This window comes from Amycolatopsis sp. cmx-8-4 (assembly GCF_046548675.1).
Lineage (GTDB): Bacteria > Actinomycetota > Actinomycetes > Mycobacteriales > Pseudonocardiaceae > Amycolatopsis.
Window position 1 is genome coordinate 1 of record NZ_JAEBDZ010000011.1, and the last position, 20,268, is coordinate 20,268.

A 20,268-nucleotide genomic window follows, 5' to 3' on the forward strand; every position below is an offset into this window, starting at 1 on the left:
CCACGAGCACGTAGAGTGCTGTCAGGAGGGTGTCTAGTTCTTTGCTCACACATTGATCTTGGACACCCTCCTCTCACGTCCTGAACCGGGTCAGCTCACATGATCTTCACGGAATCAATCATCTAGGAGAGGTCGCCGCGTTGCCGGCAGTGGTGGACCTCATGACGGCGGCGCGGGCGTTGGGGATCCGCCGTACCACGGCGTACGCCCTGGCTCGTGGTGGCTCTTTTCCTTGCCCTGTCTTCCGGGCGGGCGGGTCGTATCGGGTGCCGACGTCGGGGTTGTTGCGGTTGCTGGGTCTTGCCACCTGATCAGGTGATCTTTCCCGGGCTCGGGCTTCCCCGAATGGTGGCCGCAGCGCGAGCATTCGGGCTGGGAAAGCCCTTGGTGGGTGCTTGACGAACGAGAGGTGAGGTGTCGTCGGTGGCCAATGGCTCGGTGTTCCGCGGTGTTCGTGCCGGGACGAGAACAGGAAGTCGCTCGGCGACGGGTGTCCGAAGCTGTCGAACAAGCGGCACGGTCAGTGGTACTTCCGTATTGAACTGCCCAAAGACGACCAAGGCAATCGGCGGCCGCGGCGGCGTGGTGGGTATGAGTCGGCGACAAAGGCGCAGAAGGGTCTCGACCGAGTCAACGACCTGCTCGGGATCGCCGAGGCGGACGACGACGAGACCTCGCGGAAGATCGGAGACCTGCTGGCGAGACTGATCTCGAACCAGGGGCCACTGCCCGAGATCGAGGCGGTACGCCGTCTCGTCAAGGCCGGCACTCCGGTGCTGGAGCATCCATGGATGGACGACGTGTTCGACGCGTTCCTGGCGTTGAAGAAGCGCACCGTGAGCCGGAACATGTATCGCTCGTACGAGTCCCACGTTCGTCTCTACTCGCGGCCGCATCTGGGCCGGGTTCGGCGTGATCGGTTGCGGGTGGGGCATCTGGATGCGATGTTCGAGGCGATCGTGGAGCGTAACGAGGTGATCGCCGAGTATCGGGCCAGTGGCGACCCGCGCAAGATCGCGGCGGTGAAGTGGCAGCGTCCGGTCGGGCCGGCGTCGCTGAATCGGATCAAAGAGACGCTGCGGGCGATCTTGCGGCCGGCGGTGGATGAGGGCTTGCTGACCCACAACGTCGCGAAGCTGGTCAAGCTGCCTGCGGCGGAGCGGCCGAAGCCGAAGTTGTGGACGCCGGAGCGGGTGGTCCTGTGGCAGCGGACCGGCGTCGTGCCGTATCCGGTGATGGTGTGGACGAAGGAGCAGACCGGAGCGTTCCTCGACTTCGCCGTCAGCCACCCGCTCTACCCGCTGTTCCATCTGATCGCCCACACCGGCCTGCGGCGGGGCGAGGGCTGTGGCCAGCGGCGCTCGGATACTCATCTGGATGCGGGTGCGATCGAGGTGACAAACCAGATCGTGCAGTACGGGTGGGAGACCGGTCAGAGCAAGCCGAAGACACCGTCGTCGGAGGGCATGGTCGCCATCGACCCGAACACGGTCTTGGTGTTGCGGGTGCAGCTGGCTCGCCAGGACGAGGCCAAGGCGCGCATGGGCGAGGACTGGATCGAGAACGACCTGGTGTTCACGCGGCCGGACGGTAGTCCGCTGCACCCCGCCGACGTCGCGGACGAGTTCGCGCAGCTGATCAAGCTTGCAGGCTTGCCCCCGATCACGTTGCACGGCCTTCGCCACGGGGCAGCGACCCTGGCGTTGGAGGCCGGGGTGGACATCAAGGTGATCCAGCACATGCTCCGGCACTCGTCGATCAAGGTGACGATGGACCTCTACACGAACGTCGGCAAGGAAGTGGCTGACGATGCGGCTCGGAAGCTGGCTGGGGTGATCCCGCGGAGGGCGTTGCACCCGGCTTGCGCTCTCGGGCTCCCCTCGGGCTCCCGACCGACCACAGTGGACAGTTCAGAAGTGGACGAGAAGTTTCCGGAAATCGCAAATCCCCAGGCCGAAGAGATCTTCGACCTGGGGAGTGAGGGTGCGCCATCAGGGACTCGAACCCCGAACCCGCTGGTTAAGAGCCAGCTGCTCTGCCAATTGAGCTAATGGCGCCGGTGTCTGCCGGAGGTTTCCCTCGGCGACGTGGAAAAGATTAGCACCAGCCGCCGAGCCTGTTTCAGGGGGGTCCCCTTGTGCGGGTTCGGGCGTTCCCGCCCCGGTGTCCGGGCTGGTCGGGCACACTGGAGCCGGACATGGACGACTAAACAGGCGGGTGGCATGAGGCGTTCGAGCGGCAGGTGGGCGCGGTTGCTGGTGGCCGCGGGGGTGATCGGCCTCACGGTGGCCGGGTGCAGCGGCAGTCCTTCGGATGAGCCGCCGCAGGTGACGACGTCCGCGCCCGTGCCGAAACCGGTGCTGAAGGCCGCCGCGCTCACGCTCACCCCGGCCAAGGACGCCAAGGACGTCGCGCCCGGTGAGCCCGTGAGCGTCGCCGTCGCCGATGGGAAGGTCGGGGACGTGAAGCTGACCGGGGCCGACGGGAAGGCCGTCGGCGGGAAGCCGCGGGCGGACGGCGCCGGGTGGGACTCCGCCGAGCCGCTCGGGTACGGCAAGACCTACAAGCTGACCGCGACGGCGACCGGGACCGACGGGAAGCCGGTCACGGCGGAGTCGAACTTCACGACCGTCAAGCCCGCCCGCCAGCTCGGTGTCTCGGTGAACCTCGCCGAGGGCGAGACCGTCGGCGTCGGGCTGCCGCTGATCTTCACCTTCACCGGCAACGTCGCCGACAAGGCCGCGGCCGAGAAGGCGCTCAAGATCACCGCCGAGCCGGCCACCGAGGGCGCGTTCCGCTGGTCCGGCGACAAGCAGGTGACCTGGCGGCCGAAGGACTACTGGAAGAGCGGCACCAGGATCAAGGTCGACGCCGCCGTCTACGGCAAGCCGCTCGGCAACGGCAGCTACGGCCGCGAGGACAAGACGATCACCGGCGCCGTCGGCGACAAGCTCGTCGCGGTCGCCGACGGCGGTACCCACCAGATGACGGTCACCGTCAACGACAAGGAGGTCAAGACCATGCCGACCTCCATGGGCAAGCCGGGCCACACCACGCCGGCCGGGACCTACACCGTGATGAGCGAGCACACCGGCTACACCATGGATTCCGGCACCTACGGCGTCCCTGAGGACACCCCCGGCGGCTATCGCACCTTCGTCCAGTACGCCGTCCGCCTGTCCTACAGCGGCATCTTCTACCACTCCGCGCCGTGGTCGGTCCGGCAGCAGGGGCACAGCAACGTCAGCCACGGCTGCCTGAACCTGTCCACCGAGAACACGAAGTGGCTGATGGACACGTCCAAGAAGGGCGACGTCGTCACCGTGCAGAACAGCGGCGGCCCGAAGCTCGAGCCGACTGACGGCTGGAGCGTCTGGCAGCTGTCCTGGGACGAGTGGCGGACCGCCGCGAACTAGCGGTTGTCGTACTCCTCGCGGGCCGCGTCGATGTGCGGCAGGTGCTCGATGCTCCACGCCAGCAGCGGCGCGGTGGCCTCGCGCAGGGTCCGGCCCATCGGCGTCAGTTCGTAGCTGACGTGCGGGGGCATGACGGCGACGACCGTGCGGGTCAGGATGCCGTCGCGCTCGAGGTCGCGCAGGGTCACGGTGAGCATCCGCTGGCTGATGCCCTCGACGGACCGCTTGAGCTCGGTGAAGCGCCGCGGCCCGTCCTTGAGCATGCGCACGACCAGCAGTGCCCACTTGTCCCCGACGATGCCGAGGACTTGCCGGGCCTTGCACGGGTCCTCCATGGTTACCTCCTGAGAACCGGGGCACCATTTAGTGCCGTATTGCCCGGTGCGCGTCGAGTGGATCACGATGGTCTCGGTTACCGAATGGTACCGAGGCACGAGGAGGAACCACTCGACCATGACGACTTTTCTGCTGGTACACGGCGCTTGGCACAGCGGACGCAGCTGGGACCGCGTGGTCCCGCTGCTGGAGGCCGCCGGGCACCGGGCGTTCGCGCCGTCCCTGACCGGTTACGGCGACAAGGCGCACCTGCTGGCTCCCGACGTCGGGCTCGGCACCCACGTCGACGACATCGCCGGCCTGATCGAGGACGAGCGTCTCGACGACGTCGTGCTCGTCGGCCACAGCTACGCCGGCATGGTCGTCTCGGGGGTGGCCAACCGCGTCCCGGAGCGGATCGCGCACCTGGTCTACCTCGACGCGATGGTGCCGGAAGACGGCGAAACCGCGATCGACGTGATGCCGATCAGCAAGCAGCTCGTCGACGCGGCCGTCGACGGCTGGCGTGTGCCGCCGCTGCCGGAACTGCCGCCGCCGCTCGGCCTGTTCGGGGTCACCGATCCTGACGACGTCGCCTGGCTGCGTTCGATGCTCTCGGACCAGCCGGTGCGGTGCCTGACGGAGCCGGTGCGGCTGGACGACCCGGCCGTGCGGGCGATCCCGCGCACGCACATCCACTGCGTCGCCGGCCGGCCGGAAGGCATCACCCGGCGTCCCGTCCCGGCGGGCGAGCGGGTGCGGGAACTGCAGACCGGCCACGACTGCATGATCACCATGCCCGCCGAGCTGGCCGGCCTGCTGCTCGAAGCGAGCTAGCCCGACTCCCGGACGAGCTTCCGCGCCTCGGCTTCGGTGTCGACCGCGGGGCCCGAGCCCCACAGCGGCTTGTTCGCCGTCTCGCGGCTGAAGTACACCGCGACGGCGCCGATCGCACCGGCCGCCATCATGTACCAGGCCGGCCAGAAGTCGTGGCCGGTGGACGAGATCAGCGCCTGCATGACCAGCGGCGTCGTGCCGCCGAAGAGCGACACGGAGATGTTGAACGCGATGGACAGCGCGCCGTAGCGGATCGCGGTCGGGAACAGCGCGGGCAGTGTCGCGGGCATCGAGACCTCGAAGCAGAGCAGCAGCAGGCCGAGCCCCATCAGGCCGAGGAAGGTGACGACGAGACCACCGTCGTGCACCAGCAGCATCAGCGGCCAGGAGAGCACGAGGAAGCCGAGGCAGCCGGCCATCATCACGGGCTTGCGGCCGATCTTGTCGGTGATCCGGCCGCCGACCAGGATGATCAGCATCATCACGACCATCACGACGATGATCAGCAGCAGGCCGTGCGTCGCGTCGAGGTGCAGCTGCTCGGAGAGGTACGTCGGCATGTACGACAGGAGCATGTAGTCGGTGACGTTGAACACGAGCACCAGGCCGATGCAGATCAGCAGCGAGGGCCAGTAGTCGGTGAACATCTTCCAGAACGGCTCGCCGGAGCGGCCGCGCTTCTCGGACTCCGCGGCGTGCTTCTGGAACGCCGGGGTCTCTTCGAGCTTGAGGCGCATGTAGAGGCCGATGATGCCGAGCGGGCCGGCGACCAGGAACGGGATTCGCCAGCCCCAGTCGAGCAGCGTCTCGTGCGGGACCCAGGTCTTCATGCCGGTGACGACGGTCGCGCCGAGCACGTAGCCGGAGAGCGTGCCGAACTCGAGCCAGGAGCCCATGAAGCCGCGGCGTTTGTCGGGGGAGTACTCGGCGATGAACGTCGTCGCGCCGCCGTATTCGCCGCCGGTGGAGAAGCCCTGGACCATCCGGGCGAGCACCAGCAGGATCGGCGACCAGACGCCGATGGAGGTGTACGACGGGATCAGCCCGATGCAGAGGGTGCCGATCGCCATCATGATCATGGTGACGGCGAGGACCTTCTGCCGCCCGATCCGGTCGCCGAGGGGCCCGAACACGAGCCCGCCGAGCGGCCGCATCAGGAACGCGGCGGTGAAGGCCCCGAACGTCCCGATCAGCCGCACCCCGGGCGCCACGCTCGCCGGGAAGAACACCTCGGAGATGGTGTCGGCGATGTAGGCGTAGACACCGAAGTCGAACCACTCCATCGCGTTGCCCAGCGCGGCGGCCGCAACGGCCCGCTTGAGCAGCGATTGGTCGACCACGGTGATGTCCTCGTACCGCAGTTTCTTCTTGCGCAGCGTCACCCGTGAACGTTCCACGAGATCACGGTGCACCCCGGTCGAGACTCCCGCACGTTGAGCCATCCGGTCGTGAGGGTTACCACTGGCAGGCGAAGGCCATCCGGGTGAACCCGGATCGCTACACTGGCCGCGCGCCTCTCGCCGCAGGGCGTTTTGCCAGGTTTTCGAGGGGTGTGCTGCTGCTCGTGGTGCCCCGAGGGGGTTACCCGATGTCGACGGTCGTCGTTCCGGATGCAGCGGTCGAGCGCAGGTTGCCGGCGCCGCTCTGGTGGTCCGTGCTCTCCGGCCTGTTGCTGCTGGTGGTGTTCGCGGGCTACACGGTGTGGGCCGGGATCTGGACGTCGACCGGCATCTACCTGGAGGACTTCAAGTCCTATGTGGCCACCGGCCAGGCGGTGCGGGCGGGTGTGCCGCTGTACGAGCCGGGCGTGTCCCACCTGCCGACGATCGGCGGCACGTTCAAGTACACGCCGTTCGCGGCCGGGGTGTTCGTCGCCCTGACGCTGGTGCCGAAGCTGCTCCTGCCGATGCTGGCCCTGCTGGTGAACCTGTTCTCGCTGCTGGCGGTCGTCTGGATCTCGCTGGGGCAGCAGGGTTACGCCCGCGACCACGGCCGGGTCGCGGCGACGGCGGCGTTGACGGCGTTGGCGCTGCCCCTGCAGCCGGTGCTGATGAACTTCACGGCGGGCCAGGTGAACCTGGTCCTGCTGGTGCTGGTGCTGGCGGACCTGACGGGCCGCAACCGCTGGTGGACAGGCGTCGGCGTAGGAGTCGCGGCGGGCATCAAACTGATCCCAGGCATCTTCGTCATCTACCTACTGGCCACCCGCCGCTTCCGCGCGGCGGCAGTAGCAGTAGGCGCATTCGCCGTAACGGCCCTAGCAGGCTTCGTAGCCCTACCAGGCGACTCAAAAGCATTCTGGGCAGCCAACCTGGCCGACCCGTCAAGGATCACCGGCGACAGCGACGCAATGTCCCCGGAAAACCAGTCGATCCGAGGCGCACTAGCACGCCTGCTGGGCATAGCGGACGTCCCAGGCCCCATCTGGATCCCAGTAGCAGGAGTAGTCGCCCTGGCGGCCCTCTGGATAGCAGTCCGAGCCCACCGCGAAGGCCGAGAGCTGCTGGCAGTGAGCGTCATAGGCGCAACAATGGTCCTGGTAACCCCCTGGACCTGGACGCACTACTGGGTCTGGTTCATCCCGTTCTTCGCCATGGCCGCCTGCGGCGCCCTCCGCTCCCGCACCTGGTGGCCAGCAGCAATCCTCACAGCAACATACCTGCTGACATTCGCCTGGAAGGTAGGAGCAGGACGCTCAAACGTCCCGTTGGTAGGCCTGGTAATCCTCCCAGACAACTACCCGACAGCAGCCCAGGCGCTAGCCCACACCCTCTACGTCCTCCTGGCCCTAGCCCTACTGGCCTTGGCGGCAGCACGCCCAGCCTGGCTGAACCCGTCAAAGGAAGACTTCCTAGCCACGAGCTGACCCCCAGACCGACCACACGGGATGGGGGTCCGGGGGCATCCCCCGGCGGGGGTGTGGGGGTTCGACCCCCACAAGAAAAGGCAAAACCCCGGCTCGGGGAGGTCCCGCAAGGGACCGACCAAACCGGGGCGATGGGGTGAGCGACGGGTTTCGAACCCGCGACCTCCTGGACCACAACCAGGTGCTCTACCAGCTGAGCTACGCCCACCATCTGAGGCAACCGCGTGCGATCACCTCGATGCTGTAATCGTAGCGGGTGCCCGCGCGTGGTTTTCCGGGGGGTTACCCCTGGTGCTGTTCGCGCACTTCAGCGGCGGCGGCTTTGGCTTCGTCGCTGCTGGGGCCGGGTTGGGCGACGAAGGCGACGCGCCGGTAGTAGTCGAGTTCGCCGATGGATTCCTTGATGTCGGCGAGGGCGCGGTGGGCGAGGCCCTTTTCCGGCTTGGCGTAGTAGATGCGCGGGTACCAGCGGCGGACGAGTTCCTTGATGGAGGAGACGTCGACGAGGCGGTAGTGGAGGTGCGCGTCGAGGGCCGGCATGTCGCGGGTGATGTAGCCGCGGTCGGTGGCGATGGAGTTGCCGGCGAGCGGTGCGGTGCCGGGTTCGGGGATGTACTCGCGGATGTACTCGAGGACGCGGCGCTCGGCTTCTTCGAGGGTCACCGTGGAGCGGCGCACTTCTTCGGTGAGGCCGGAGTGGGCGTGCATCTCGCGGACGATCTCGGGCATGCCGGCGAGTTTTTCCTCGTCGGCGTGGATGACGATGTCCACTCCCTCGCCGAGCACGTTGAGCTCCGCGTCGGTCACGAGGGCGGCGATTTCGATCAACGCGTCCTTGCCGAGGTCGAGCCCCGTCATCTCGCAGTCGATCCAGACTAGGCGGTCGGTCACCTGGTGACCCTAACCCGACACGGGGACAAGAGGTGCGTTACCTGCACGTACGGCGCGTTTACGCTCGCGGGGCCGCCACCGGTGTGGTGCAGGACACAGATCGGGGAGTCGCGAGTGACGGAGCAGGGGACGCCGGCGGGCGAGATCGCCGCCGGTTATGCGAGTGAGGGTGCCGCGCTGGAGCTGGGTGCGGTGGTGATCGACGGGCAGGTGGACGCGGGTGCCGCCGTGCGCCTGCCGTTGGCGACGCTGAACCGGCACGGGCTGGTCGCGGGGGCGACCGGGACGGGCAAGACGAAGACGTTGCAGCTGGTGGCGGAGCAGTTGTCGGCGGCCGGGGTGCCGGTGGTGCTCGCGGACGTGAAGGGTGACCTGTCGGGTCTCGCGGCGGCCGGCGAGGCGAACGACAAGGTGTCGAAGCGCTCGCAGGAGCTGGGTGACGACTGGGCGGGGACGGCGTTCCCGGTGCAGTTCCTGTCGCTGGGGACGGGCGGGAAGGGCGCGCCGATCCGGGCGACGATCACGAGTTTCGGGCCGGTGCTGCTGTCGAAGGTGCTGGGGCTGAACGAGACGCAGGAGTCGACGCTCGGCCTGATCTTCCACTGGGCCGACCAGCGTGGGCTGGCGTTGCTGGACACGAAGGACCTCCGGTCGGTGATCACGCACCTGACCAGCGACGAGGGCAAGGCGGACCTCAAGGGCATCGGCGGGGTGTCGGCCGCGACGGCCGGGGTGATCCTGCGGGCGCTGTCCAACCTGGAGGCCCAAGGCGGGGAGGACTTCTTCGGCGAGCCGGAGCTGGACGTCCACGACCTGATGCGCGCACGCGACGGCAAGGGCGTCGTCACGCTGCTGGAGCTGGACAACCTGCAGGCGAAGCCGGCGTTGTTCTCGACGTTCCTGATGTGGCTGCTGGCCGAGTTGTTCGAGGAGCTGCCGGAGGAGGGCGATCTGGACCAGCCGAAGCTGGTGTTCTTCTTCGACGAGGCGCACCTGCTGTTCAACGACGCGTCGAAGGCGTTCCTGGAGCGCATCGAGCAGACCGTGAAGCTGATCCGGTCGAAGGGCGTCGGCGTGTTCTTCTGCACGCAGCTGCCCACGGACATCCCGAACAACGTCCTCTCCCAGCTGGGCGCGCGGATCCAGCACGCGCTGCGGGCGTTCACGCCGGACGACCAGGCAGCGCTGGCCAAGACGGTCAAGACCTACCCGAAGACGAAGTTCTACGAGCTCGACACGGCGTTGACGTCGCTGGGCATCGGCGAGGCGATCGTCACGGTGCTGTCGGAGCGGGGCGCGCCGACGCCGGTGGCGTGGACGCGGCTGCGGGCGCCGCGGTCGAAGATGGGCTCGATCGGCGCGGAGGCCGTCGCCGCTTCGGTCGCTTCGTCGGATCTGCACGCGAAGTACGCGGAGACGATCGACCGGGAGTCGGCCTACGAGAAGCTGGCCGCGAAGGTGGCCGCGCCTGCGCCCGCTCCCGATGCCCCCGCGCCTGCGCCCGCTCCCAAGAAGGAGAAGGAAGAGCCGGGAATGATCGAGTCGGCGATGAAGAACCCGGCCGTGAAGTCGTTCATGCGGTCCGCCGCCAGTGCGCTGGGCCGGGAGATCACCCGCGGGCTGTTCGGCAACCGGAAGCGCTGAGAAAAACCTGACGCGACCTGTCAGGTATCGCTGCCAAGCTGGCGCCCATCACCGACGAACAGGGGAAACCAGCCATGACCAGCACCGCCACCGCGTCGTTCGTCCTAGACAAGTGGGAGCCGCAGGCGACCGACGAGGCCGCGGGCACGGAGTTCGCCCGGGTGGCGATCGCCAAGACGTTCACCGGCGCGGTCGAGGGGACCAGCACGGTCGAGATGCTGACGGCGTCCAACGCGACTTCGCGCGCGTACGTCGCCTTCGAGCGTCTCGCCGTCTCGGTCGACGGCCGCAAGGGTGCGTTCGTCCTGCACCACACGGCCGACGACACCGGCCTGACGCTGACGATCCTCACCGGCTCCGGCTCGGGTGAGCTGGCCGGGATCTCCGGCACGGCGAGCATCGAGATCGACGAGGAGAAGAACCACACCTTCACGCTCACCTACGAGCTGTAGACAGCGCGAAGGCCGTTTCGAGAGCCCCCGATTGACTCTCGAAACGGCCTTCGCCGTGTTCCCCGCTCCCCGAAGCGGGAGGGACGGGCCGCCCCGAATACGGCCCGTCCACGTCTTTCAGTTGTTCACGATCTGGTCGACGATCTTCTTGGCGTCGTTGATCGGGATGGCGAAGCCGATCCCGACGCTGCCCGCGGAGCCGTTCGCCGACGCCGTCGGGCTGTAGAGCGCCGAGTTGATCCCGATCACGTTGCCGCTCGCGTCGACCAGCGCGCCGCCGGAGTTGCCCTGGTTGATCGAGGCGTCCGTCTGGATCGCGGTGTAGCTGGGCGAGTCGCTGGTCTGGTTCGAGGTGCGGTTGAACGGCGACTGCTGCTGCTGTTGTTCGCCCTGGCCGATGTCGGACAGGTTCCGGTTCAGCGCGCTGACGATGCCGGTCGTGACGGTGTTCTGCAGCCCGCCCGGCGAGCCGATCGCGATGACCTCCTGGCCGACGGCGAGCTTGCTCGAGTCCCCGAGGCCGGCCGCGGTCAGGCCACTGGCGTTCTTCGCCTGGACCACCGCGATGTCCGCCTTGGTGTCCGCGCCGACCACGCCGGCCTGGTACTTCGTGCCGTCGGACGTCGTGATGACGACGCTCTGGGCACCGTCGACGACGTGCGCGTTGGTCAGGATCCGGCCGTCTGCGGTGAGGATGACGCCGGAGCCGATCGCCTCGCCCTGGTCGGTGGTGACGTTGATCTGGACGACGCTCGGCGTCACCTTCGCCGCGACGCCGCTGACGTCGCCGGAAGTGCTGTTGGCGACCGTCTGCCCCGTCGCCGCCGGTGCGCTCACCGACGTCGTGCCGTCCGCCGAGGTCGCGGTCAGCCCGACGATCGCGGCGCCGCCGACGCCCCCGACCAGCGCGGCGCCGAGCGCGGTCGCGCCGACCAGCATCGCGACCCGGCCGCCCCGGCGCGGCTTCTTGAGGGACTGCGGTGCCGGCGGCGGCTGCGGGGTGAAGAGCGGATTCGGCGCGGCCTGCTGGGGGTAGGCGTACTGCGCGTACGGCCCGTACTGCTGGGTGTGCTGGTGCGGCTGGTGCCCACCGGGTGAGGCGGGGCCGGGCCGACTCTCGTTCTCGGTCATGAACCAAGATTCGCGCCTGTGCTTGTGAACAACCTGTGGAAATCCCTCAGGCTTTGCTGAGAAGAATCAGCTGAGAAAACTCAGGCGGTTCTCAGGCTTTCCGCGCGCCTCAGTCGAAGAACGCCGGAACGTCCAGTGCGCCTCCCGCCGCTTCGAACTCGTCGTGGACGGCTTTCCGCAGCTCGGCGTCGCCGAGGTAGTCCGCGGCGGTCAGGGCCAGCCCGAGCGCGCCGTCGCGGACGCCCGCGTCACCCGTCTCCGAACCGGCGGCGATCGCGAACTCCTTGGTGTGCAACGCGACCGTCGACCCCGCGATCCCGAGCATCGGGTGCAGCGCCGGCATCCGGTAGGAGAGGTTGCCGAGGTCGGTGGACCCGGTGAGCGACTCCGGGACGATGCCGGGCGGCAGCGGCTTGCGGCCGGTGCCGGCCTGGTTGACCGACCAGCGCCCGGCGAGCGTGGTGTTGAACCGGATCGGCAGGTATGCGGCCTGGGCGTCCCAGATCAGCTCGACGCCGCAGCCGGTCATCGCCGCCGCGCCCTCCGCGATCGACGTCATGCGGGTGGCCAGGTCCCGCAGGGTCTCGGGGTTCTGGGAGCGCAGGTAGAACAGCAGTGCGGCGCGGGCCGGGATGACGTTCGGCCGCGCACCGCCGTCGCTGAACACGCCGTGCACGCGGTCGCTCTGCGGAAGCTGCTGCCGCAGCGCCGAGACGCCCTGGTAGGCCGCGACCGCCGCGTCCAGCGCGTTGCGGCCCATGAACGGCTGGGCCGAGGCGTGCGCACCGACGCCGTGGAAGACCATCTCCAGCTGACGGCGGCCCAGGAACGGGTGCAGCGCGACGTCGTGGCTGAACGGGTGCAGCATGATCACCGCGTCGACGTCGTCGAAGACACCCGTGCGCGCCAGGATCTCCTTGCCGCCACCGCCTTCCTCGGCCGGCGTGCCGATGAGGCTGACGCGCCCGCCGAGCCGCTCGGCGACCGTCGCGGCGCCGAGGAAGCCGCCCGCGGCGGTGGTGCAGATGACGTTGTGGCCGCACGCGTGGCCGAGACCGGGCAGCGCGTCGTACTCGGCGAGGACGGCGATGTGCGGGCCGTCCCGCTCGGGCGTGCTCACGCGCAGCGCGGTGTCGAGGCCGCCCACGCCGACGGTCGCGTCGTGGCCATGGCGCGCCAGGAGGTCCGCCAGCGCGCCGACCGAGCGGTGTTCCCCGAACCCTTCTTCGGGGTGGGCGTGCAGATCTTGGCTCAACGCCACCAGATCGGGTGAACTGCGCTCGACCGCTGAGGTCACCTCGGCCCGGGTCGCCTCGTCCGCGCCGGTGTGTGGCGAGAACAGCGGCTCGGCCGCCGCCACCGCGCCGGCCGTGGCTTCGACCAGGGAACGGAGGTAGCTGTCGTCGGGCGGGACAGGTTCGGCGTGGGTCATGGGGCGATGCTAACCGCCACCCCCGACAGTCCGCGGCGCTCAGCCCAGCCGGGCCGCCACGATCTGCGTGACCCCGGCGTACCGCTCGGTGACCTCCGTGAAGCCGCGGGCGCGCAGGCTCGCCGCGATTTCGCCGCGGTCGAACATCTTCTGCCCGCTGACGATCCCGCCGACGGACTCCAGCAGCCGCGCGGGTTGCCGGCCGCGGCGCGCGCTGGTGAGCAGCACGATCCGGCCGCCGGGCTTGAGCACGCGCGTGAAGGAGTCCAACGCGGTCTCCGGCTCGGCGAACATGTGGAGCGCGGCGAAGCAGCAGACGGCGTCCACAGTGGACTCTCGCAGGGGGACGCGCACCGCGTCCGCGCGCAGGTAGGCGACGCTGTCCGGGCCGCCTTCGGCCACGGCCTTGGTGAGCATCGTGCGCGCGCCGTCGAGGCCGATCGCGAGCCCGTCCGGGCCGACGGCGTCGCCGAAGGCGCGGGTGAACCGGCCGGTGCCGCAGGCGACGTCCAGTGCGGTCAGGCCCGGCTTCAGGTCGAGGAGCTTCGCGGCGAGCCGGACCTCGCCCGCCATGCTGGGCCCGGCCGGGCCCTTGAGCGCACGGCCGAGCGCGGGGCGCCAGTACCGCTCGTAGACCCGCGGGAGCAGGGTGGTGCGCATCAGGCGCTGCGTGATGCCGGTGGACGGGCCGGCCTGGTCCGCCGTGCCCAGCAGGTCGAGGAAGCCCGCGCGGGTTTCCGCCGGGGTTTCCAGCAGCTTCTCGAGCCGGTCGAGGGCGGTGGTCGGCACAAGCGCTCCCGTCGTTTCGGATACCGGCAGTATGCCCAAGTCGAGGTCACTCGACCGAGTGAACAACTCCGGGCTCAGGCGTTCGAGGCCCGGAAATTGTCGGTGCCCCTTCCTAACGTCGTCGGCGAGGTAACGATCCACCGATCACCGACTCCGAGGAGGAGCCATGGCGGTTTCCAAGATTTCCGCGCTGAGCGGGGAGATCCCGGTCCGCGGCCCGTTCGACCTGGCCGCGGCGGCGAAGTTCCTGACCGGGTTCGCACCCGCCGGGCGGCCGGAAGCGGACACGGAGCCCGGAGCGCTCCGTGTGGCGTTCCCGGTCGACGGCGCGTGGACGCCGGTGGGAGCGGTACTGAGACAGAGATCGCCGGGCGTCGTCGAAGTGGAGGTCCACGCCCCCGAGGAGCACACGGAAGCCGTCCTGGCGCAGGTCACGCGGATGTGTTCGCTGGACGTCGACGCCACGGGGTTCCCGGAAGCCGGCGACCGCGATCCGGTCGTCTCGATGCTGCAGGGCCTGCACCCGGGGCTGCGGCCGGTCCTGTTCGCCTCGCCGTACGAGGCCGCGTGCTGGGCGGTGCTGAGCCACCGGATCTGGATGTCGCAGGCGGTGCGCCTGCGCCGTGGCCTCACCGAGCGCCACGGCGTCCAAGTCGAGGTCGGCGGGGCGAAGCTCTGGTCGTTCCCCGCGCCCGGAGAACTGGCGAAGCTGGAGTACCTGCCGGGCGCACCGGGGCAGAAGCTGCACCGCCTGCGAGCGATCGCCGGTGCCGCCTCCGAAGGCATGCTCGACGCGGCGACGTTGCGGGCGATGCCGGCCGACGAGGCCCTCAAACACCTGCAGCTGCTGCCGGGAGTGGGCCGGTTCAGCGCCGAGCTGATCCTGATCCGCGGCGCCGGGCACCCGGACGTCTTCCCGCGTGGGGAGAGCCGCCTGCACGAGATCATGCGCGAGGCGTACCACCTCCCGGACGCGGGAGTGGCGGAGCTGGCGGAGATCGCCGAGGGCTGGGCGCCGTTCCGCAGCTGGGCGTCGTTCCTGTTCCGGGTGGAAGGCGAGGCCCGGATGCGGGAGTCGCGCTGAGCCGAGCCGCGGCCGCCGGGCGCTCCGCCCGGCCGCGGCACCCTTCCTGCCCAAGCCGAGGAAAAGGAGGTACCCCAACGAGCCGAACTCCCATACCGGAAGCCGTGGACCCCGGTCCGGTGGGGACTCACCGTAGCCAGATGTCGCCTGTGGTGAGGTGTTCGGGTGAGCTCGCCCGTACAACTCGCGCTCGACAGCACGGCCCGTGACGTCCCGGCAGCCCTCCAGGCCGCCGCCGACCCGGCCGCGACCCTGCTGGAACAGGCCCAGACGCCCGCCGTGATCACCCTGGTCGCCGGGGGTGTGGCGCTGCTGGTGGTGCTCGTCGGCGGCACGCCGTGGCGGCGGGCGCGCAACGTCGTCACCATCGTGCACGAGGCCGGCCACGGGCTGGCCGCCGTGCTGGTCGGCCGGCGCCTGCAGGGCATCAAGCTGCACTCGGACACCTCGGGCGTCACCGTCTCGCGCGGCAAGCCCGAGGGGCCGGGGATGGCGTTCACCGCGATGGCCGGGTACCTGGCGCCGTCGGTGCTGGGGCTGCTGTTCGCCAGCCTGCTGGGCAACGACCTGGTCGGCACGGTCCTCGTGCTGATCGCGCTGCTGCTGCTCGGCGTGCTGGTGATGGTGCGCAACGCCTACGGGGTGTTCACGGTCGTGGCCAGCGCGGTGGTGCTGGCGCTGGTCGCCTTCGTCGCGCCGGTCGAGGTCCAGGCCCCGTTCGGCTACCTGCTGACGTGGTTCCTGCTCTTCGGCGGCGTGCGGCCGGTGATCGAGCTGCAGACCAAGCGCCGCCGGGGCCAGGCTCGCGACTCCGACGCCGACCAGCTCGGCCGCCTCACGGCGGTCCCGCCGATCCTCTGGGTCCTGGTGTTCGCGGTGGCCACGGTCAGCTGCCTCATCGCCGGCGGTCTGTGGCTGCTGGAGCCCGTGGCCAAGTAACCACGGCCCGGCACGGTGCGGCGGTACGGCTGTGGCCGGTTCTGCCGTGCTCCGGCACCGCGCGAGCCGTGGTGCACTCGACCCGTGGCGCCCCCTGGCCGCCGGGCCTGGCCCATGCGGCAAACTGGACTCTCGCTGGTCAGCCGGAGGGAGCCGAACGATGGACGAGGTCGCCAAGGCCGTGGAGGAATGCGCACGGGCTGCGAAGCTGGCCGCGCCGTCGCTTGCCGCCGCCAGTGCGGAGGCCGTCGACGCCGCCCTCGCCGGGATGGCCGAACGCCTGCTCACGCACCGCGACGAGATCCTCGAGGCGAACCGGGCCGACGTCGAGCGCTCGAAGGCCGAGGGGATGAGCGCCGGTCTGCTCGACCGGCTCACCATCACCCCGGAGCGGCTGACCGGCATGGCGGAGCAGCTGCGGCTGCTCGCCGGCGCGCCGCACCAGGAACGCTCGGTCGAGGTGTCCACGCTGGACGGCGGGCTGCGGCTGGTCGAACGGCGCCGTCCGGTGGGCGTGATCGGCGCGAACTACGAAGCGCGCCCGAACGTCACCGTCGACGTGGCGTCGCAGCTGGTCAAGTCGCGCAACGCCGGTGTGCTGCGCACGGGTTCGGCCGCGCTCGGCTCGGCGCAGCGGCTGCGTGAGGTGGTCATCGCGCCGGCGTTGACGGAGGCCGGCATCGACGCCGACTGCGTCCAGCTGGTGCCGCGCGTGGAGCGCGAAGCCGCGTCCGCGCTGGTGCGGCTGCCGAACCTGGTGCCGCTGGTCATCCTGCGCGGCAGCGGGGACAGCACCCGTGCCCTCGCCACCGAGGCCGCGGTCCACGGCGTGCGCACGCTCGCCCACGCCGACGGCGGCGGCGTCCTGTACGTCGACCGCGGCGCGGACGTCACCAAGGCGCGCGACCTGGTCTTCGCCAGCCTCGACCGGCTGGGCGTCTGCAACCGGCTCAACCTGCTGCTGATCCACGAGAACATCCACGACGACGTCTGGCCGGGCATCGCCGACGCGCTGGCCGAGCGCGGAGTGACGCCTTCGCTGGCCCCGCACGAGCACGCGATCGGCTACGAGTGGGCCCTGGACTCCGACCGCGAGGCGACGGTCACGGTCGCCACGGTCGGCGCTCTCGCCGACGCCGTCGAGATCGCGAACGAGCAGACGTCGGGCCTGGCCGCGGGCATCGCGACCGAGGACGAGGCCGCCGCCGACGCGTTCTTCGACGGCTACACCGGCACGGGCGTGTTCTGGAACGCGCCGACCCGCCTCCTGGACGGCTTCAAGCTCCTCGCGGTCCCGGAAACGGGCATCAACCTGGACAAGGTCCCCGGCCCCCGGGGCCCGGTGACGTACACGGACCTCTACGTCCGCCAGTACGCCGTGCTGCCCGCCTGACCACGACCCGCGGCGAAGGACCTGCTCGGCCGCCATGGACGGCCGAGCAGGATCTCGTCCGAATCTCGCCGGGGGACGGCACGCGGAGCGGAACTGGCAGGTCTCTGGGACCGCAGGCTGATCGCCGTGCCCTTGACCGCAGCCAAGATTTCGCGGCCGTCGCGCAGCGCGTCGGGCTGTCCGCGCCGAGGCAGCTCCCGGAGCCGGAATCCTTCGGCGCCGAAGCCCGCGGGGATGATTCCGCGCGGCTGGGCACCCGCGTGCCGACACCTGCGGCGCGGCTCGCGCATCGACCCCCGCGGTGCGGAACCTGTCGCGCTAGCGGCGGCGGCGCAGCTGCCGCACCGGGGCTATGCCGGTCAGCGTGTGCAGGTCGTCCGCTGTGTCGGCCGCGTTGGCCACCAGCTCCGGGCGGTCTTCCAGGTCGTGCAGGTGGCGGAAGATCGCCGTGGGGCCGTCGCCGACCGCGATGACCGCCACCAGGCGGCCCTCCGGGTCGCGGGTGAGGCCGGTCGTCACCGCTATCTCGCGGCCGACCGTGTCGAGCGTGGTGAGCGTCCGCTCTTTCTGCCAGCCTCGCGTGGTCATGTTCCCCTGCTCCGAGTTCGGGTGGTGACACGTCGTAGACGTCCCGATCGCCCGCGGTGTTACGGCCCGGCATACTGGATCGGGTGATCGACCGGCCGCACGTCCTGCTTTCCGCCGCGCAGTCCCTCGACGGCTTCCTCGACGACACCTCGCCCGAACGGCTCGTGCTGTCCACTGAGGACGACCTCGCCGTCGTCGACCGGTTGCGAGCCGAGGCCGACGCCATCCTCGTGGGGGCCGGGACCGTGCGGGCCGACAACCCGCGGCTGCTCGTCCGGTCGCCCGACCTGCGGCGGCGACGGCTGGAGCAGGGGAAGCCCGAACAGCCGGTCAAGGTCACCCTGACCACCCGCGGCCTCGATCCCGGCGCGCAGTTCTTCACCGTCGGGGACACCGAGAAGATCGTCTACGCGCCGCCCGGTGCCGCGGACCGGCTCAAGCACGTCGCCACCGTCGTCGACGCCGGCGATCCGCCCGACTTCGGCCGCGTCCTCGACGACCTCGGCGCGCGCGGCATCAAGAACCTGCTGGTCGAGGGCGGTGGCGGGATCCACACGCGGTTCCTCGCCGAAGGGCTCGCCGACGAGCTGCGGCTGGCGATCGCGCCGTTCTTCGTCGGGCAGCCGGACGCTCCCCCGTTCGTCGGGCCCGGGCTCTACCCCCGGCCGCTGCGTCTCACCGCCGCCCGCGAGCTGACCGGCATGGCGATCCTCGAGTACCGCGCGGCCGACGAGCCGACCGGCCGGGACGTCCAGCGGCTCCGGGAGGCCATCGCGCTCGCCGCCGAATGCCCGCCGAGCCACACCTTCCGGGTCGGGGCCGTCGTCACCGACGCCGACGGGGAGGTCATCGCGACCGGGCACTCCGGGGAGGGCGATCCGCTCAACCACGCCGAGGAAGCGGCCCTCGCCAAGTGCGAAGGCGACCCACGGCTGGCCGGCGCGACCGTGTACAGCTCGCTCGAACCCTGCAGCAACCGCAGCTCGCACCCGCGCAGCTGCACCCAGCTGATCCTCGACGCCGGGATCCCGCGGGTCGTGTTCGCCTGGCGCGAGCCGCCGGTCTTCGTCGACGCCCAGGGCACCGAGCTGCTGCGGCAGGCCGGGCGGCACGTCGTCGAGGTGCCCGCGCTGACCCCGGAGGTCCAGCGCGAGAACACCCACCTGGCCTTCTGACGAGCGAAGGCCGCCCCGGGCGAACCCGGGACGGCCTTCGGCGGAACAGATCAGCAGGCGCCGTTGTCGGTCCAGACGCCCCATTCGCCGGTCGTGCCCGGCTCTTCGCCCTGCGTCCACCACTTCGCGGTGAACTTGTGGCTGTTGTGCGAGACGGTGTCGTCCTTGACGTAGACCTTCGCCTTGTCCCACGCCGCCGCGGTGCAGGAGCCGCCGCCCGGGGTGGTCGGGGTGGTGGTCGTCGGCGGGGTCGGCGTCGTCTGGGGCGGGGTCGCGCCGGCGAAGCGGACGCTGAACTTCGTGAAGTCCCAGTCGTTCTGCGGCACGTTGCTGCAGACGCCGTTGTCGGTCGTGCCGACGCAGGCGCGGTCGCGGTTGACCGACCAGAACGTGAAGCGGCCCAGGCCGTGGCTGGTCGCGTAGTCGTACACGGTCTGGAAGTCCGCGGTGTAGAACATCTCCGCCGCGTCCGACTTGCCGTTCATGCCGGAGAAGCCTTCGTGCGAGTACGCCGTCGCGCTGTCCCAGCCCATGTGCGACATCAGCAGGCCGTGCAGGGCCTCGAGCGCGGACACCTGCGACGAGCCGCCGTTGAAGCCGCCGTCGAACGGCATGATCGAGAAGTTGTTGGGGGAGAAGCCGATCGACTTCGCCTGGTCGAGCAGCTGCGTGCCGAACCAGCCGGTGCCGGCCGCGGTGCCCGGCATGGTCACCGACACGAACAGGCCGGGGTTGTTGGCCTGCAACGTCTTCGCCGCGCCGAGCTCGTTCGCGATGGCCGCGGTGTTCTCGTACTCCGGCTCTTCGAGGTCGAAGTCGATCGCCTTGAGCGAGTACTTCGAGATGACCTGCTGGTACGCGGCGGCGGTGGCGGCCACGGTCCCGCAGGTCTGGCCGAGCTTCGTGCCGCCGTAACCGCCGACGGACACCGAGACGTCACCGCCCGCGCCGCGGATCCGGGAGATCACGCCGGCGACGTTCGTGTCCGAGGAGACCGCGGCCGTGCCGTCCCAGGTCGGGCTGCAGCCGCCGCCGTTGGGCGCCAGGATGAACGCCAGCTGGAACGCCTTGAGCCCGGTCGCGTTCATCACGGTGACCGGGTCGGGAGGATTGTTGCTCACGGGCATCAGATACGGCGCCGCGGCGTACCAGTTGTTGCCCAGCGCCGCTGTCGCGGAGGGCGCGCCGATCACGAGACTCACTGCTGTACCGATGAAGGTGGCGGCGGCGAGCCCGACGGCGGCCAGTCTGCTTCTGCGCATGATCTGTCCTCCCGGTGGGGTTCGAGGGTGGTCAGATCATTGGACTAGACCATT

General features: G+C 69.9%; 18 protein-coding genes, 2 tRNA genes and 1 pseudogene. 11 read left to right on the forward strand and 10 right to left on the reverse strand.

Translation table 11 applies throughout. The annotated features are described in order from the left end of the window. Positions 1-161: 161 nt before the first annotated feature. A complete protein-coding gene (locus tag ACLJQZ_RS23665; protein WP_410622279.1) occupies positions 162-311 on the forward strand; it encodes a helix-turn-helix domain-containing protein in 150 nt (49 codons plus the stop codon). Between the two features lie 924 nt (positions 312-1,235). After that, a pseudogene (locus ACLJQZ_RS23670) lies at positions 1,236-1,733 on the forward strand (site-specific integrase); the annotation flags it as partial. A 251-nt stretch (positions 1,734-1,984) separates the two neighbouring features. Here ACLJQZ_RS23670 and ACLJQZ_RS23675 read toward each other — a convergent pair. After that, positions 1,985-2,057: transfer RNA gene (locus ACLJQZ_RS23675), tRNA-Lys, on the reverse strand. A 165-nt stretch (positions 2,058-2,222) separates the two neighbouring features. On the opposite strand from ACLJQZ_RS23675, the gene ACLJQZ_RS23680 reads away from it, so the two are divergent. After that, positions 2,223-3,416 carry a L,D-transpeptidase gene (locus tag ACLJQZ_RS23680; RefSeq protein WP_410622082.1) on the forward strand — a complete coding sequence of 398 codons (1,194 nt, stop codon included), beginning with the start codon at positions 2,223-2,225 and terminating at the stop codon, positions 3,414-3,416. Here the strand turns inward: ACLJQZ_RS23680 and ACLJQZ_RS23685 are convergent. Continuing rightward, positions 3,413-3,751 carry a winged helix-turn-helix transcriptional regulator gene (locus ACLJQZ_RS23685; RefSeq protein WP_247055967.1) on the reverse strand — a complete coding sequence of 113 codons (339 nt, stop codon included), beginning with the start codon at positions 3,749-3,751 and terminating at the stop codon, positions 3,413-3,415. The two genes, ACLJQZ_RS23680 and ACLJQZ_RS23685, sit on opposite strands and share 4 nt — an antisense overlap. A gap of 118 nt (positions 3,752-3,869) precedes the next feature. On the opposite strand from ACLJQZ_RS23685, the gene ACLJQZ_RS23690 reads away from it, so the two are divergent. Further along, positions 3,870-4,568 carry an alpha/beta fold hydrolase gene (locus tag ACLJQZ_RS23690; RefSeq protein WP_410622083.1) on the forward strand — a complete coding sequence of 233 codons (699 nt, stop codon included), beginning with the start codon at positions 3,870-3,872 and terminating at the stop codon, positions 4,566-4,568. Here the strand turns inward: ACLJQZ_RS23690 and proP are convergent. Further along, the gene (gene proP, locus ACLJQZ_RS23695) at positions 4,565-6,010 is read right to left on the reverse strand and encodes a glycine betaine/L-proline transporter ProP (protein ID WP_410622084.1); all 1,446 of its coding nucleotides are present in this window, start codon (positions 6,008-6,010) and stop codon (positions 4,565-4,567) included. The genes ACLJQZ_RS23690 and proP overlap by 4 nt on opposite strands. A 146-nt stretch (positions 6,011-6,156) precedes the next feature. Here proP and ACLJQZ_RS23700 point away from each other — a divergent pair, with 146 nt between their 5' ends. Further along, positions 6,157-7,434, forward strand: a complete 1,278-nt coding sequence (locus tag ACLJQZ_RS23700) for a glycosyltransferase 87 family protein (RefSeq protein ID WP_410622085.1) — start codon at positions 6,157-6,159, stop codon at positions 7,432-7,434. Positions 7,435-7,566: 132 nt separating this feature from the next. Here ACLJQZ_RS23700 and ACLJQZ_RS23705 read toward each other — a convergent pair. Both ACLJQZ_RS23705 and orn read right to left on the reverse strand, forming a co-directional pair. Then, positions 7,567-7,642 (reverse strand) — tRNA-His (locus tag ACLJQZ_RS23705). 74 nt (positions 7,643-7,716) lie between these two features. Further along, positions 7,717-8,325 (reverse strand): oligoribonuclease, encoded by a 609-nt coding sequence (gene orn / locus ACLJQZ_RS23710; protein ID WP_247055958.1) that lies wholly within the window; start codon positions 8,323-8,325, stop codon positions 7,717-7,719. Positions 8,326-8,439: 114 nt separating this feature from the next. On the opposite strand from orn, the gene ACLJQZ_RS23715 reads away from it, so the two are divergent. Both ACLJQZ_RS23715 and ACLJQZ_RS23720 read left to right on the forward strand, forming a co-directional pair. Beyond that, the gene (locus ACLJQZ_RS23715) at positions 8,440-9,969 is read left to right on the forward strand and encodes a helicase HerA-like domain-containing protein (RefSeq protein ID WP_410622086.1); all 1,530 of its coding nucleotides are present in this window, start codon (positions 8,440-8,442) and stop codon (positions 9,967-9,969) included. Between the two features lie 74 nt (positions 9,970-10,043). Beyond that, positions 10,044-10,421 (forward strand): DUF3224 domain-containing protein, encoded by a 378-nt coding sequence (locus ACLJQZ_RS23720; protein WP_410622087.1) that lies wholly within the window; start codon positions 10,044-10,046, stop codon positions 10,419-10,421. A gap of 117 nt (positions 10,422-10,538) precedes the next feature. On the opposite strand, the gene ACLJQZ_RS23725 is transcribed toward ACLJQZ_RS23720, so the two are convergent. The 3 genes from ACLJQZ_RS23725 to ACLJQZ_RS23735 form a co-directional block, all read right to left on the reverse strand. Further along, a complete protein-coding gene (locus tag ACLJQZ_RS23725) occupies positions 10,539-11,552 on the reverse strand; it encodes a trypsin-like peptidase domain-containing protein (protein WP_410622088.1) in 1,014 nt (337 codons plus the stop codon). A gap of 109 nt (positions 11,553-11,661) precedes the next feature. Beyond that, positions 11,662-12,984, reverse strand: a complete 1,323-nt coding sequence (locus tag ACLJQZ_RS23730; RefSeq protein ID WP_410622089.1) for a M20 family metallopeptidase — start codon at positions 12,982-12,984, stop codon at positions 11,662-11,664. Between the two features lie 39 nt (positions 12,985-13,023). Further along, positions 13,024-13,773, reverse strand: coding sequence for a class I SAM-dependent methyltransferase (locus ACLJQZ_RS23735; protein ID WP_410622090.1), 750 nt, complete (start codon positions 13,771-13,773; stop codon positions 13,024-13,026). Positions 13,774-13,939: 166 nt separating this feature from the next. On the opposite strand from ACLJQZ_RS23735, the gene ACLJQZ_RS23740 reads away from it, so the two are divergent. The 3 genes from ACLJQZ_RS23740 (at position 13,940) to ACLJQZ_RS23750 (ending at position 17,189) form a co-directional block, all read left to right on the forward strand. Further along, the gene (locus tag ACLJQZ_RS23740) at positions 13,940-14,857 is read left to right on the forward strand and encodes a DNA-3-methyladenine glycosylase family protein (RefSeq protein ID WP_410622091.1); all 918 of its coding nucleotides are present in this window, start codon (positions 13,940-13,942) and stop codon (positions 14,855-14,857) included. 165 nt (positions 14,858-15,022) lie between these two features. Then, the gene (locus tag ACLJQZ_RS23745; protein ID WP_410622092.1) at positions 15,023-15,796 is read left to right on the forward strand and encodes a M50 family metallopeptidase; all 774 of its coding nucleotides are present in this window, start codon (positions 15,023-15,025) and stop codon (positions 15,794-15,796) included. A 160-nt stretch (positions 15,797-15,956) separates the two neighbouring features. Beyond that, the gene (locus ACLJQZ_RS23750) at positions 15,957-17,189 is read left to right on the forward strand and encodes an aldehyde dehydrogenase family protein (RefSeq protein WP_410622093.1); all 1,233 of its coding nucleotides are present in this window, start codon (positions 15,957-15,959) and stop codon (positions 17,187-17,189) included. Between the two features lie 318 nt (positions 17,190-17,507). Here the strand turns inward: ACLJQZ_RS23750 and ACLJQZ_RS23755 are convergent, their stop codons facing one another. After that, positions 17,508-17,777 carry a hypothetical protein gene (locus ACLJQZ_RS23755; RefSeq protein ID WP_247055940.1) on the reverse strand — a complete coding sequence of 90 codons (270 nt, stop codon included), beginning with the start codon at positions 17,775-17,777 and terminating at the stop codon, positions 17,508-17,510. An 83-nt stretch (positions 17,778-17,860) separates the two neighbouring features. On the opposite strand from ACLJQZ_RS23755, the gene ACLJQZ_RS23760 reads away from it, so the two are divergent. Further along, entirely contained in the window at positions 17,861-18,952 is a 1,092-nt protein-coding gene (locus ACLJQZ_RS23760; RefSeq protein WP_410622094.1) for a dihydrofolate reductase family protein, read from the forward strand. Between the two features lie 50 nt (positions 18,953-19,002). Here the strand turns inward: ACLJQZ_RS23760 and ACLJQZ_RS23765 are convergent, their stop codons facing one another. Further along, positions 19,003-20,214, reverse strand: coding sequence for a chitinase (locus tag ACLJQZ_RS23765; RefSeq protein ID WP_410622095.1), 1,212 nt, complete (start codon positions 20,212-20,214; stop codon positions 19,003-19,005). Positions 20,215-20,268 lie beyond the last annotated feature (54 nt).